This is a genomic window from Pseudomonas berkeleyensis (assembly GCF_014109765.1).
GTDB lineage: Bacteria > Pseudomonadota > Gammaproteobacteria > Pseudomonadales > Pseudomonadaceae > Aquipseudomonas > Aquipseudomonas berkeleyensis.
The window spans coordinates 4,917,687-4,931,342 of sequence record NZ_CP059139.1; the positions used below are offsets into that span (position 1 = coordinate 4,917,687).

Annotated in this window: 9 protein-coding genes; 1 reads left to right on the forward strand and 8 read right to left on the reverse strand. The window is 62.0% G+C overall.

Features of this window, described 5'->3' with window-relative positions:
- Positions 1–2: 2 nt before the first annotated feature.
- The 5 genes from hutC to hutI form a co-directional block, all read right to left on the reverse strand.
- On the reverse strand, positions 3–716 hold the full coding sequence (gene hutC, locus HS968_RS22960) for a histidine utilization repressor (protein WP_182368819.1): 714 nt from the start codon (positions 714–716) through the stop codon (positions 3–5).
- 225 nt (positions 717–941) lie between these two features.
- Entirely contained in the window at positions 942–2,477 is a 1,536-nt protein-coding gene (hutH, locus tag HS968_RS22965; protein ID WP_182368820.1) for a histidine ammonia-lyase, read from the reverse strand.
- Positions 2,478–2,490: 13 nt separating this feature from the next.
- Positions 2,491–4,155 carry a urocanate hydratase gene (gene hutU, locus HS968_RS22970; RefSeq protein WP_182368822.1) on the reverse strand — a complete coding sequence of 555 codons (1,665 nt, stop codon included), beginning with the start codon at positions 4,153–4,155 and terminating at the stop codon, positions 2,491–2,493.
- Between the two features lie 26 nt (positions 4,156–4,181).
- The gene (gene hutG, locus HS968_RS22975; RefSeq protein ID WP_182368823.1) at positions 4,182–5,117 is read right to left on the reverse strand and encodes a formimidoylglutamase; all 936 of its coding nucleotides are present in this window, start codon (positions 5,115–5,117) and stop codon (positions 4,182–4,184) included.
- A complete protein-coding gene (gene hutI / locus HS968_RS22980) occupies positions 5,107–6,324 on the reverse strand; it encodes an imidazolonepropionase (RefSeq protein ID WP_182368824.1) in 1,218 nt (405 codons plus the stop codon). The genes hutG and hutI overlap by 11 nt, the downstream gene beginning before the upstream one ends.
- A gap of 574 nt (positions 6,325–6,898) precedes the next feature.
- On the opposite strand from hutI, the gene HS968_RS22985 reads away from it, so the two are divergent.
- Positions 6,899–8,236 carry an OprD family porin gene (locus HS968_RS22985; RefSeq protein ID WP_182368825.1) on the forward strand — a complete coding sequence of 446 codons (1,338 nt, stop codon included), beginning with the start codon at positions 6,899–6,901 and terminating at the stop codon, positions 8,234–8,236.
- Positions 8,237–8,295: 59 nt separating this feature from the next.
- On the opposite strand, the gene HS968_RS22990 is transcribed toward HS968_RS22985, so the two are convergent.
- The 3 genes from HS968_RS22990 to HS968_RS23000 form a co-directional block, all read right to left on the reverse strand.
- Positions 8,296–10,074: an acyl-CoA dehydrogenase C-terminal domain-containing protein gene (locus tag HS968_RS22990; RefSeq protein WP_182368826.1), complete on the reverse strand. Its 1,779-nt coding sequence runs from the start codon at positions 10,072–10,074 to the stop codon at positions 8,296–8,298.
- 173 nt (positions 10,075–10,247) lie between these two features.
- Positions 10,248–11,567 carry a GGDEF domain-containing protein gene (locus tag HS968_RS22995; protein WP_218886646.1) on the reverse strand — a complete coding sequence of 440 codons (1,320 nt, stop codon included), beginning with the start codon at positions 11,565–11,567 and terminating at the stop codon, positions 10,248–10,250.
- Between the two features lie 115 nt (positions 11,568–11,682).
- Entirely contained in the window at positions 11,683–13,488 is a 1,806-nt protein-coding gene (locus HS968_RS23000) for a phenylacyl-CoA dehydrogenase (protein WP_182368828.1), read from the reverse strand.
- Between the last annotated feature and the right edge of the window lie 168 nt (positions 13,489–13,656).

Genomic DNA, 13,656 nt, shown 5'->3' on the forward strand with positions numbered 1-13,656 from the left:
CCCTACACTCTGCGTTTATGAAGCGAACGCAGCTTGTAGCGGTCACCGGGATGGATCAGCCGCGCGTAGCTGATCAGATGATCGTCCGACCAGGTGCGGCGGATCACGCTCAGACAGGGCATGGCCGGGTCAATCTGCAGATGCTCTGCGGTTTGCGCATCCACCAGCACAGCCTCGACCACATGCTCGACATCCGAGATCGGGCAACTGGCGACCAATACTTCATTGGGCGTCTGCCGGGTGAAATCGCTTTCCAGATAATGCGGCACCCAGCGCGGGTTGACGAAGCGATCCTCGAGCTGGATCGGCAAATCGTCCTGCAAGTGCACGAGAATGCTGTGAAACACCTCCGAGCCCAGGCGCAGCCCTAGGCGCAGCGCCACCTCGTCATCGGCGGCGATGGCCTCGCAGCGCACCACGCGATTGCCATAGACGTGACCGCGACCGCGCACTTCACTGGCGATGTTCATCACTTCATGCAGGGGCGACTCGGCCTTGCGGTCGGTGACGAATGTCCCAAGGCCGGCCTGACGCACCAGATAGCCCCTCTGCACCAGATTCTGAATCGCCTTGTTGGCAGTCATGCGACTGACAGCGAAGTCACGCGCCAGTTGTTCCTCGGGCGGAATCTGGTGATTGACCGGGTAGACGCCGTCATGGATACGCTCGAGCAGAAACTCCTCGATGGCCTTGTAGCGCGGGGTGGTGCTGGTCACGGAAGCTCCTTGGAAATGCCCGGTGCGCGGATGATAGCGGAGCTTGTCCCCTCTCTCACTTGTGGAAAACGACTGCATGGAGGCTGGTCGCGGTACAGCGCGTAGGGCGGACTAAGGAGCGACAGCGAACAGTCCGCCGTTCAGAGTCCCACACATCCTACGGCGTACTGCTTCGCGAGTACGCCCTACGTTCCTGGCACCCGGATGCAATCCGGGCTACGCGAATCACCCCACCGACGGCAACATGCCGCCCGGCAGCAGCGGGGTCAGCACACGCTCGGCGAGCAATGCGTTGGCCGCGGCGATGTCCGGGGCGAAGAAGCGATCCTCGACGTAGTACGGCACCTTGGCACGCAGCGCCTGGCGAGCCTGCTCCAGTACCGGGGTGCTCTTCAGACCCTCACGAAAATCCAGGCCCTGGCAAGCCCCAAGCCATTCCACGGCGAGAACGCCACGGGTGTTTTCGGCCATGTCCCACAGGCGCTTGCCGGCGTTAGGCGCCATGGACACATGGTCTTCCTGGTTGGCCGAGGTGGGCAGGCTGTCGACGCTATGCGGGTGAGCCAGCGCCTTGTTGTCGCTGGCCAGTGCAGCGGCGGTGACCTGAGCGATCATGAAGCCAGAGTTGACCCCACCATTGGCCACCAGAAACGGCGGCAACTGCGACATGTGTTTGTCCATCATCAGTGAGATACGCCGCTCGGACAGCGAGCCGATCTCGGCGATGGCCAAGGCAATATTGTCGGCAGCCATGGCCACGGGCTCTGCGTGGAAGTTGCCACCGGAAATCACCTCGCCTTCGGCGGCGAACACCAGCGGGTTATCCGACACCGCGTTGGCCTCGACGCCGAGCACTTCGGCGGCCTGGCGCAATTGGGTCAGGCAGGCACCCATCACCTGCGGCTGGCAGCGCAGCGAATAGGGATCCTGCACCTTGTCACAGGCGGCGTGGGAACGGCCGATCTCGCTACTATCACCGAGCAGATGACGATAGGCCGCAGCGGCATCGATCTGTCCACGCTGACCGCGAGCGGCATGAATACGCGCATCAAAGGGCGAGCGCGAACCCAGCAGCGCCTCGACGCTCAGCGCGCCACAGACGCTGGCAGCAGCGTACAGATCTTCACCCTCGAACAACCCGCGCAGCGCGTAGGCCGTCGACACCTGGGTGCCATTGAGCAGAGCCAGGCCCTCCTTGGCTGCCAGGGTCATCGGCTCCAGGCCAGCGATGGCCAGCGCCTCGCTGGCCGGCAACCACTCACCGTCATGACGCGCCTGACTTTCCCCAAGCAGAACCAGCGACATATGCGCCAGCGGCGCCAGGTCACCGGAAGCACCCACCGAGCCCTTGAGCGGGATATGCGGATAGACCTCGGCATTGACCAGGGCGATTAGCGCCTCGATCACCTTGCGGCGGATACCGGAGAAACCGCGCGCCAGGCTGTTGATCTTCAGCAGCATGATCAGCCGCACCATGGCGTCATCCAATGGCTCGCCAATGCCGGCCGCGTGCGACAGCACCAGCGAGCGCTGCAGTTTTTCCAGATCATGGCTGGCAATGCGGGTCGAGGCCAGCAGGCCGAATCCGGTGTTGATGCCATAGGCCGTGCGGCCCTCGGCAATGATCGCTTCGACGCAGGCAACGCTGGCATCGATGGCCTCATAGGCACTGGCATCCAGACTCAGATACACCGGCGCCTGGTAGACGGCGCGCAGGTCGACCAGGGTCAGTTGGCCGGGCTTCAGGTTCAGCGTGTTCATGAAATTTCTTTCCTCAACCGATCATCGGCAGGTTCAGGCCTTGTTCGCGAGCGCAATCGATGGCGATCGGATAACCAGCATCGGCGTGGCGCATTACACCAGTGGCCGGATCGTTGGTCAGCACGCGAGCGATACGCGCCGCTGCCTCGTCGCTACCGTCACAAACGATCACCACGCCGGAGTGCTGGGAAAAGCCCATGCCCACACCACCGCCATGATGCAGGGATACCCAGGTAGCGCCACTGGCGGTATTGAGCAGGGCATTGAGCAGCGGCCAGTCGGACACGGCATCGGAGCCATCCATCATTGCCTCGGTCTCGCGGTTGGGGCTGGCGACTGAACCGGAGTCGAGATGGTCACGACCAATCACCACCGGCGCCGACAGTTCGCCCGCTCGAACCATCTCGTTAAAGGCCAGGCCGAGCTTGGCACGCTGGCCCAGGCCGACCCAGCAGATTCGCGCCGGCAAGCCCTGGAAGGCGATGCGTTCACGGGCCATGTCCAGCCAGTGATGCAGGTGGGCGTCATCCGCGATCAGCTCCTTGACCTTGGCATCGGTCTTGTAGATGTCTTCGGGGTTACCGGACAACGCCGCCCAACGGAACGGGCCGACGCCGCGGCAGAACAGCGGACGAATATAGGCCGGGACAAAACCGGGGAAGTCGAAAGCATTGCTCACGCCCTCCTCCAAGGCCATCTGGCGGATGTTGTTGCCGTAGTCGAAGGTCGGCACGCCGCTCTTCTGGAAATCGAGCATGGCCTGCACGTGCACCGCCATCGACTGCTTGGCGGCCTTGACCACCGCTTGCGGGTCGGTCTGCGCGCGATCGCGGTATTGCTCCCAGCTCCAACCGATCGGCAGATAGCCGTTGAGCGGGTCGTGGGCGCTGGTCTGGTCGGTGACCATGTCCGGGCGCACGCCACGGCGTACCAGTTCCGGCAGTATCTCGGCGGCGTTGCCCAACAGGGCGACGGAGATGGCCTGGCCTTCGCCGGTGTACTTGGCTATACGCGCCAGCGCATCGTCGAGATCGGTGGCCTGCTCGTCGACGTAACGGCTGCGCAGACGGAAGTCGATACGCGACTGCTGGCACTCGATGTTCAGCGAGCAAGCCCCGGCCAGGGTCGCGGCCAGCGGCTGGGCGCCGCCCATGCCGCCGAGACCGGCAGTCAGCACCCAACGGCCCTTGAGATTGCCAGCGTAGTGCTGGCGGCCGGCCTCGACGAAGGTTTCATAGGTGCCCTGGACGATGCCCTGGCTGCCGATATAGATCCAGCTGCCGGCGGTCATCTGGCCGTACATGGCCAGGCCCTTGGCATCCAGTTCGTTGAAGTGTTCCCAGCTCGCCCAGTGCGGCACCAGGTTGGAGTTGGCGATCAGTACACGCGGTGCATCCGTGTGGGTGCGAAATACACCGACCGGCTTGCCGGACTGCACCAGCAGGGTCTCGTCATCGTTGAGCTGCTTGAGCGTCTCGACGATCTTGTCGAAACACTCCCAGTTGCGTGCGGCCCGGCCGATGCCGCCATAGACCACCAGTTCCTTGGGGTTCTCGGCCACGTCCGGGTCGAGGTTGTTCATCAGCATGCGCAGCGGCGCCTCGGTCAGCCAACTCTTGGCGTTGAGCTGAGTGCCGCGCGGGGCGCGGACTTCGATGTCGCGATAGCCTGTGGTCACAGCGGTTTCCTCTTGTTGTTCGGCGCTCAGAGGCTGAGCAGATGGATCAGGCGCGCTGCCGCCTTGGCGGTGCGGTTGTCAATGTCGTATTCGGGGTTGAGCTCGGCGAAGTCGACCAGCCGCAGCTTGCCGCTGGCCTTGAGGCGTTCGAGCAGTGGCTCGAGCAGTTCCAGGCGCACACCACGCGCGGCAGGAGCGCTGACACCGGGCGCCTCGCAGGCGGGCAACACGTCGATATCGATGGTCAGGTAGAGCGCATCGCAGTCGGCAGCAAAGGCGTCGAGCTCGGTACCGATAGCATCAAGGGTCGACTCGCGAATCTCGTGATCCTCACGCACCAGCACGTTCAGTTCGGCGGCGCGGGTAAACAGCGCCCGGGTATTGCTGGCGCGGCTGACGCCAAGGCAGGCGTAGCGGAACGGCCAGCCGCGCGCCGCGCTCTGCTCGGCGATCTGCGCAAACGGCGTGCCGGAGGAATGCACATGGGCGGGGTCACGCAGATCGAAATGGGCGTCGAAATTGACGATACCGATTCGTGGTTGCGCTTGACCACCGAGGTGCTCTGCCAGGCCTGACCAACTGCCGAACGCCACTTCGTGCCCGCCGCCGAGTACCAGCGGCAGGTGACCGGCGTCCAGCAGCGCGCAAACGTTATGAGCGAGGCGCGCCTGCGCCGCCTCCAAGTCGCCATCCTCGCAACAGACATCGCCAGCGTCATAAGCCGGCGCCAGACGGTGCCAGGCCAGATTGGCCAGTGCCTTGCGCAGCGCCAATGGCCCGCCTGCGGCGCCCACGCGTCCCTGATTGCGACGCACGCCTTCATCGCAGGCAAAGCCCAGCAGCACCAAGCCCGATGCGCCGCCCTCGGCCAGCGCCTGGATACGCTGATGCCAGCGAGCACTGTCAGCTTCTGGATCAATGCGCCCGCCCCAGACTTCCATCGAATGACGATCAGCAAGCATGGGTGATGGCTCCGTTGAACACGCGCTGACGCAGGCGTCCGGCCTGCACCGCATAGGCCAGCTCGGCCGGTTGCTGGATGTCCCAGACGCAGAGATCAGCAGGCGCATCGACAGCGATACGCCCCAGCTCGGATAGGCCAAGTGCGCGGGCGCCGTTTGCGGTCATGCCGGCCAGCGCTTCGCGCGGGGTCAGGCGGAACAGCGTGCAAGCCAGATGCGCCATCAGCGTGGGCTGGCAGATCGGCGAAGTGCCGGGGTTGGCATCGCTGGCCACGGCCATGGGTACGCCGTATTGGCGCAGCAGAGCGATGGGCGGCAACTGGGTTTCGCGCAATACCTGAAAAGCCCCAGGCAGCAGCACGGCGACAGTGCCGGCTTCGGCCATGGCGCGCACACCAGCTTCGTCGAGGTATTCGATATGGTCGGCGGACAACGCACCATAGCGTGCAGCTAGAGCGCTACCCCCAAGGTTGGACAACTGCTCGACATGGGCCTTGATCGCCAGACCATGCACCTTGGCCGCTCGATAGATACGCTCACATTGCGCCGGGGAAAAACCGATGCCCTCGCAGAACACGTCCACTGCATCGGCCAGCCCCTCAGCGACGGCAGCCGGGATCATCTCATCGCAGACCAGGCTCACGTAGTCGTCGGCGCGACCGGCATATTCCGGCGGCAAGGCATGGGCGCCAAGCAGCGTGGTGATCACACGCACAGGACGCAGCTCGCCGAGGCGGCGCGCCACGCGCAGCATCTTCAGTTCGTCAGCTACCGTCAGGCCATAGCCGGACTTGATCTCCACCGTGGTCACACCGTCGGCCAACAGTGCATCGAGACGCGGCAGGCTGGCGGCGATCAGTTCGTCTTCGCTGGCGGAACGAGTAGCGCGCACGCTGCTGAGGATGCCACCACCGGCACGGGCAATTTCCTCGTAGCTCACCCCTTCCAGGCGCTGCTCGAATTCGCCGGCACGATTCCCGGCATAGACCAGGTGGGTATGGCAATCGACCAGGCCGGGGGTCATCACTCCACCTCGTCCGGCTTCGACTGCGCCCCGGGCATGCGCTTCGTCGAACTCACGCGCCGGCCATAGCCCGGCGATGCGCCCCTCGGCTACCAGTACGGTCATCGTTTCGCCCAACTGCGCCAGACCATCGAAAACCTGCACGTCGCGCCAGAGCTGCCTAGGCATCGATTCAGTCGACATGGGATTCTCCGCGATCAATTTGTATATACAATATGAGGCGGTATTAATTGCGTCAAGCCATGCTCGCTGAATGAATCTGCAGCAGCTAAGACGAATATGTTTTCTAAGGGAATACGGGAACTCAGGCTTCAGGCAGAGGAAAGTGCGTCTGCTAGGTGAAAGCTGTCATCAGGTCATTATGGACGAGCGCCATTCTGGAGCTTCTCCGCCCAGAAATGTATATACATACATCTGGAAATCCCGGGCAACGTAAAGCTCCGGGCTTGGCCTGATCTGCCAACGCCTCCTCGTGCAATTGGACTGCGCCACAAAAGGCACGAATCTGGAAGCGACACCATCAGATGTCTATGCGCCATATGGTCGGTTTCTGACCAATGAGTGTCGCTCCCGCCAGCCAGCCCTGCCCTTGGCTACGTAACCTCCGCCGAGGTTCGTTTCTGACGAGCCATTGGGGGATCTCGCTGCTTTTCGGCCAGCACATCGGCCCTTTCAACACTCTCGCCTGATGCAAGGGAGGACGCGACACCCCTTTCTCTGCCGCCAACGATGTATAAAAACATACGGAGAGCAAGCAATGTCATTGAGCAGAAAATCACTCCTGGCCCTGGCCATCAGCGCCGCAACTGCCGCGCCGTTGGCACTGGCCAGCCAAGCCGAAAGCCAGGGCTTCATCGAAGACAGCCATCTGAGCTTTCTGGCACGCAACATGTATTGGCACCATGACTACCACACCTACAAAAACAGCCCGCAATGGGATGCCGACCGCCGTGAGTGGGGTCAGGGTCTGCGTCTGGATTACACCTCGGGCTACACCCAGGGCACTGTCGGCTTCGGCGTCGATGCCAGTGCTTATGGGTTGATAAAACTCGACGGCGGTCGTGGTCACGCGGGCACTGCCGGGGTTCTGGTTCCCGATGGCGAAGGGGCTTCCGACACCGCAGGTTCGGTTGGTGCCAACGTCAAAATGCGCATCTCCAACACCGAGCTGAAATACGGCAACAACCTGCGACCGTACAACCCGGTATTTGCTGCCGCCGATGCACGCCTGGTGCCTGGCACCGCGACCGGTCTCTGGCTGACCAGCAACGAATTCTCGAAAGCCAACTTCGAGGCCGCTCACCTGACCGCCGCCAAGGACTTCAACAGCACCAACAGTGACGATGATTTCTGGGCAGCCTATGCGGGCGTGAGTACCGACACCGTCGATTTCATCGGTGGCAACTTCACCATTACCGACAACCTGACAGCCAGCCTTTACGGCTCCGAGTACACGGACATCTGGCGCCAGTACTACGGTAACCTCAACTACACCTTCCCGATCAGCGATGACCAGAAGCTGAACTTCGACTTCAACATCTATCAGACCGATGATGACGGCAAGAAGAAAGCAGGCAAGATCGACACCACCGCTTACTCGCTAGCCGCGGCCTATACCCTCGGCGCGCACACCTTCAAGCTGACCTACCAGGAAATCGACGGCGACCAGCCATTCGATTACCTCGGCCTCGGCCCTGGCACCTTCCACGACTCCATCTACCTGGCCAACTCCTCGCAGTTGGTGGACTTCAACGGCCCGAACGAGAAGTCTTACGGAGCATTCTACAACCTCGACTTCGCCAGCTACGGCATCCCCGGTCTGTCCTTTGGCATTCGCTACATCAAAGGCACCGACATCGATGGCAGCAAACTGGCCGGCAGTGGCAGTGCCTATGCAGGGCTCTACGCAGGCGCCGATGGCGAAGAGCACTGGGAGCGCGACGTCGACATCAAGTATGTGGTGCAGAGCGGCCCGGCCAAGAACCTTGCCACCCGCGTGCGTTGGGCGACCCACCGCATCTCTGGCGCAGCCGGCTGGGACGGCGACGCCGATCAGGTACGGGTGATCCTCGAGTATCCCTACGAAATTTTCTGAGTCACCTGTAAATGCAAAAGCCCCGGCATTATGGCCGGGGCTTTTGTTTTGCGCGGTACTTAGAACTGCTCGGCGTTCAGCAGGTACAGGCTTTCACTGCCAGCCTTGACCGACGCACTCAGCGAGTGAATACGCGGCAACAGGCGAGCGAAGTAGAAGCGCGCAGTACCCAACTTGCTGGCGTAGAACTCGTCCTGACCTTCCTTGCCCAGTGCAGCACGCGCCATCAACGCCCACATGTAGGCGTAGGCGGTATAGCCGAACACGTGCAGGTACTCGACCGACGCGGCACCGATTTCGTTGGGGTTGCCCTTGGCACGATCCAGCACCCAGGCGGTCAGCTCGTCGAGGTTCTGCACGGCAGCGGCCAGCGGCCTGGTGAACTCACCGAGGTTGGCATCGGCCGAAGCGATAAAGGCTTTGATCTCGTCAGCCAGGTGTGCGTAGAAGCTGCCACCACTGCCGACGATCTTGCGCCCCATCAGATCCAGCGACTGGATGCCATTGGTGCCTTCGTAGATCTGGGTGATACGGCAATCCCGAACAAGTTGTTCCTGACCCCACTCGCGAATGAAGCCGTGGCCGCCGAAAATCTGCTGGCCGTGCACGGTGGTTTCCAGCGCCATGTCGGTGAGAAAGGCCTTAGCCACCGGGGTCAGCAGCGCCACCAACTCGTCGGCGCGCTTGGCAGTTGCCTTGTCCTCGCTGTACTTGGCGGTATCGAGCTGCATGGCGACGTAGCTGGAGAAGGCACGGCCGCCCTCGTTCAGCGCTTTCATGGTCAGCAGCATACGGCGCACGTCCGGATGCACGATGATCGGGTCAGCCGCTTTGTCCTTGGCTACCGGGCCGGTCGGCGCGCGGCTCTGGATACGCTCGCGAGCATATTCGATGGCGCTCTGGTAGCTGCGCTCGCCCAGAGCCAGACCCTGAATGCCGACGCCCAGGCGCTCGTAGTTCATCATGGTGAACATGGCATTGAGCCCCTTATTCACCTCGCCAACCAGATAACCGGTGGCACCGTCGAAGTTCATCACGCAGGTGGCCGAAGCCTTGATGCCCATCTTGTGCTCGATGGAGCCGCAACCCAGCGAGTTGTTCTCGCCCAGTGAACCATCGGCATTGACCATCACTTTCGGCACGATGAACAACGAGATGCCTTTCGGGCCAGCCGGTGCGTCCGGCAGCTTGGCCAGCACCAGATGGATGATGTTCTCGGTCAGGTCGTGCTCACCGCCAGTGATGAAGATCTTGGTGCCGCTGATCTTGTAGCTGCCATCGGCCTGAGGTTCGGCCTTGGTGCGGATGATGCCCAGGTCGGTACCGGCGTGTGGCTCGGTCAGGCACATGGAACCAGCCCAGACACCGGCGTACATGTTCGGCAGGTACTGCGCCTTCAGCTCTTCGCTGGCGTGGTTAAGGATCGACAGGCAGGCACCGGCAGTCAGCATCGGGTACAGGCCGAAAGACAGGTTGGCCGAGTTGACCATCTCCTCGACCTGGGCGCCGATCACCTTGGGCATGCCCATGCCGCCGAACTCGGGCGAGCCACCCACGCCGACCCAGCCACCTTCGGCATAGGTCTGGTAGGCCTCGGGGAAACCGGCCGGGGTTTTCACCGCGCCGTTGTCCCAGGAGCAGCCTTCCTCGTCGCCACTACGATTCAACGGTGCGATGCTGCCCGCGGTGACCTTGCCAGCTTCTTCCAGGATGGCGCTGGCGGTATCGGCATCGACCACCTCGGCCAGGGCCGGTAGCTCGGCCCAGAGCTTGGATACTTCGAATACTTCATTGAGCACGAAGCGCATGTCGCGCAGGGGGGCTTTGTAATCGGCCATGACACATCCTCAGAAAACGGACTTACGTGAGGTGGCCGAGTTTACTGGAACAACTTTATAGACACATAGGGTCGTGTTGTGACCAACAATTCACGAAAGGTCACCAAGTGCTTGACCTGAAAACACCCTGACAAAAGGCCGAAAATGACCGTAACCATTCGTCTGCCAGGTGTCTATTCACGCCCCGGTGCCAGCTTGACGGCACCCCGCCGCTGCCCGGCACTGCGAATGCAATTACGCCCAGCTGCCTTGGCGCTGTACAGCGCCTTGTCTGCTTCCTTGATCACTGCCTGCGGGTTGCGCTGCTCAACCTGACGTTCGGCAACGCCCATGCTCACGGTCACCGAGACTTCGCTAGCCGCCTTGCCGGCGCGGCGCTGCTTACCCTCCTGGTCATCGCGCGGTCGACTCTGCTTGTCACGCAGCTGCATGCGGTACTGCTCGATGGCCAGGCGTACCGCCTCCAGGTGTGGCAAACACTGCTCCAGGCTCTTGCCTGGAAACAGCAGAGTGAACTCCTCGCCGCCATAGCGATACGCCTTGCCGCCACCAGCGACCTTGCGCAGTTGGCTGGCGACCAGGCGCAGCACCTGATCGCCGACATCATGGCCGTGGGTATCGTTGAACTTCTTGAAGTGGTCGACGTCGACCATGGCGATCACATAATCGCGGCCCAGGCGCTGCAGGCGCTCATTGAGCGCACGTCGCCCTGGCAAACCGGTCAGCTCGTCACGGAAGGCCATCTGGTAGGCCTCGTGTGCAACCGCAGCGACCAACATGAGCATCACTATGCTGACCATCACCTGCAGCGCATTGGCCAGGATGAATACCTGCGGCAGCATCCACAGCAGCCCGACAAGCCCCACCAGTTGCGCAGCATGTAAGGGCCGCGGGCGACGTAGGTACTGCACCAACAGAGCGATGAACGCGACAAGAAATGCCAGGTACACCAACTGTGCCAGGCTCATCCAGGCGCCGTGCAGCGACGGCCAGTGAATCTGCGCCAGCCAGTCGGCGATCCCCTGTGGATAACGCCGCCCCAGGCCGAAAGCCACCGCGCTGACCGCCAACAGCACCAGCGCGCGGGCGAAGATGTCCTGCAGCAGATGCGAGCGCTCCTCCCAGCAGCCATAGAGCGCGTAGAGCAAAGGCAGCAGCAGGCAGATCAGATGGAAAACCAGCGCCGCGTCGTCACGTACCTGCCCGCTATCGCGAAAATGGTCGATCTGGATATCCAGCAGAAAGTAGCCGACATACAACACCAGCAGCAGAAAGACTTCACGCTGGCGGCCATAGACCAGACAGAACGCGCCGCCGAGCAGCAACAGCAGGGTCGGCAAGACATTGAACAGAGAGATGAAGAACTCGCTCAGTACCGGCAAGCGTGCAGCCACCAACCCGCCGACCAGCAAAGGCAACGACGAGTAGAAATGACTGAGGCGCAGATTGGCCGGACGGATCACGCTGGCATCCCGAACGAGAGATGAAGGCATTCTGCCTGCTTCGACTCTTGAAAACAGCGACAGGATGCGACATTCACTTCAATGCCCAGTGCAAAAACGACAACGCCGCCCCTAAGGGCGGCGTTGTGGTTCAACCGATCAGGACTCAGAAGCCCAGAGCGAAATGCTCTTCTTCCATATCCATCAGGTTGTTGGCACCGGACAGCATGGCTTCGACATGCGTGCGGGTACGCGGCAGGATGCGCGCGAAGTAGAAGCGAGCGGTCTGCAGCTTGGCCTTGTAGAAAGCCTCGTCGCCAGTGCCGGCAGCCAGCTTCTCGGCAGCCAGACGCGCCATGTCGGCCCAGAAGTAGGCCAGGCAGGCGTAGCCGGAGTACATCAGGTAATCCACGGAGGCGGCACCGACTTCCTCACGATCTTTCATCGCGGCCATGCCGATCTTCATGGTGACGTCGCCCCACTCCTTGTTCAGCTTGGCCAGCGGCTCGACGAATTCCTTGACGGCGTCGTTGCCTTCGTTGGCCTGGCAGAACTTGTGGACGATCTTGGTGAAGTTCTTCAGAGCGCCGCCCTGAGTCATCAACACCTTGCGACCCAGCAGGTCGAGCGCCTGAACGCCAGTGGTGCCTTCGTACATCATGGAGATGCGGCAGTCACGCAGGTTCTGCTCCATGCCCCACTCGCTGATGAAGCCGTGGCCACCGTAGATCTGCATGCCATGGGAAGCGGCTTCGAAGCCCACTTCGGTCATGAAGGCCTTGGCGATCGGCGTCAGGAAAGCCAGCAGCTCGTCGGCAGCTTTCTTCTCTTCTTCGTTCTGGCTGTGCTGAACGATGTCCACCTGCTTGGCGGTGAAGTAGACCATGGCGCGGTTGCCTTCGGCGAACGCCTTCATGGTCAGCAGCATGCGACGTACGTCCGGATGCACGATGATCGGGTCAGCGGCTTTTTCCGGCGCTTTCGGGCCAGTCAGCGAACGCATCTGCAGACGCTCGCGAGCGTACTTGATGCCACCCTGGAAACCGACCTCGGCGTGGGCCAGGCCTTGCAGCGCGGTACCCAGGCGAGCGGTATTCATGAAGGTGAACATGCAGTTCAGGCCTTTGTTGGCCGGGCCGATCAGGAAGCCGGTCGCACCGTCGAAGTTCATCACGCAGGTAGCGTTGCCGTGGATGCCCATCTTGTGTTCGATGGAGCCACAGGAAACGGCGTTGCGCTCGCCTACGCCACCGTCGGCGTTGGGCAGGAACTTCGGCACGATGAACAGCGAGATACCTTTGGTACCGGCCGGTGCATCGGGCAGGCGGGCCAGAACGATGTGGACGATGTTATCGGCCATGTCGTGCTCACCAGCGGAAATGAAGATCTTGGTACCGGTGACCTTGTAGCTACCGTCGGCCTGCGGCTCGGCCTTGGTGCGCAGCATGCCCAGGTCGGTGCCGCAATGCGGCTCGGTCAGGCACATGGTGCCGGTCCACTCGCCGGAAACCAGCTTGGTCAGGTAGGTGTGCTTCTGCTCGTCAGTACCGTGGGCGCCGATGGTGTTCATCGCGCCGTGGCTCAGGCCGGGGTACATGCCCCAGGACCAGTTGGCCGAACCGACCATCTCGCTGACAGCCAGACCGAGCGATTCCGGCAGGCCTTGGCCGCCGTGCTCGACGTCGTGAGCCAGGCTCGGCCAGCCGCCTTCCACGAACTGCTGATAGGCCTCTTTGAAGCCGGTCGGGGTTTTCACGCCGGATTCGCTCCAGGTGCAGCCCTCGGTGTCACCCACACGGTTCAGCGGTGCCAGAACCTGCTCACAGAACTTGGCGCCTTCCTCAAGGATGGCATCGACCATGTCTGGAGTGGCGTCCTGGCAGCCAGGGAGGCTCTGGTAGTGCGCTTCGTAACCCAGCAGTTCGTCGCGAACGAAACGAATGTCACGCAAGGGGGCCTTGTAGTCAGGCATAACGGTAAACCTCTGCGGTGGATTCCTAGTTGTTAGGGGGACCGGCTTGTCGGTCGCTTTTGGGATCACTCCCAGTTGCCTGGCCAGCAGGTTGCGGCCAAAGCAGTCAAACAGGCGTTTGAAACATACGTTTACGCCACCCCCTTGTCAAGCACTGCCAATCGGCCG